We start from the raw sequence: 967 nt of genomic DNA, 5'->3' as shown, positions 1-967 counted from the left end.
CCCCTGGGAGTGCGCCCTCTGTGAGTTGATCGTCGCCATTCCCCCGGTGCATCGGCCGATGCTGGCCAGGGCCTTCCCAGATTGGGTCGCCTGGGCCGAGGTCATCGACGCACCCGACCTGCGGGCCCTAGTGCTCAGCGCCGCCGATCGCGCCTGACTGCCCACCTCTGGCTAGATACTCGCAGGTCAGAGCGCATTACCGAGCCAAATAGTGGCATAGTGAACAGCAATGGGAGCGATGACAGCGCTCCCGCACCACCAGAACCGGAGAGCGTCATGAGTGATCAGCACGCCACTGGCGATCCCATGGAACGGCGAACCTCACCAGCCACTCGCCACCAGATGCTGGAGGTCGCTCTGGGGGCCGCGCGGGCCGGATACCACGTCTTCCCGCTGCAGGTCGACGGCAAGAAGCCGATCTTCCACGCCAAACGCACCTGCAAGCGCAGCGGTCCCTGCAGCGGCCCGGAGGGGCACCTGGGCTGGGAACAGCGCGCCACCATCGACCCCGAACAGATCCGCCGCTGGTGTAGCGCGAAGCCCTACAACGTCGGTATGGCCTGCGGACCGTCGAATCTCCTGGTGATCGACCTCGACGAGGGCCGCGGGGCGACCGCACCCGAGGAGGTCGAGGGGGCCCGCAACGGCCGCGACGTCCTGCGGATGCTCGAGCGTCGCGCCGGTGAACCCGTGCCCGACCAGACCCTGACGGTGTCCACCCCCAGCGGAGGTGGGCATCTGTACTTCCGCAACGACATCGCGCTGCGCAACAGCTCTCAGACCGGACTCGGCTGGAAGATCGCCACGCGAGGTGAGGGCGGGCACATCCTCGCTCCCGGCTCGGTCCGCCCCGAGGGGCGCTACCAGTTCCAGCGTTTCGGACCGCCTGCCGACCTGCCCCCGTGGACACGCGCCATCCTCGCCCCGCCGCCCCAGCCGGCGACCGCCCACGTTCCGCGCCGCTCGC

At 69.1% G+C, this 967-nt stretch carries 1 protein-coding gene; it reads left to right on the top strand.

The window, feature by feature from the left end; all coding sequences use genetic code 11:
- Positions 1 to 342: 342 nt before the first annotated feature.
- Positions 343 to 967: bifunctional DNA primase/polymerase (locus D8M34_RS18095; protein ID WP_161973095.1), on the top strand; the 625-nt coding region annotated here is incomplete at its 3' end.

It is taken from the genome of Microbacterium sp. HSID17254, assembly GCF_003989315.1.
GTDB lineage: Bacteria > Actinomycetota > Actinomycetes > Actinomycetales > Microbacteriaceae > Microbacterium.
This window is presented reverse-complemented; position numbering and strand designations above follow the sequence as displayed.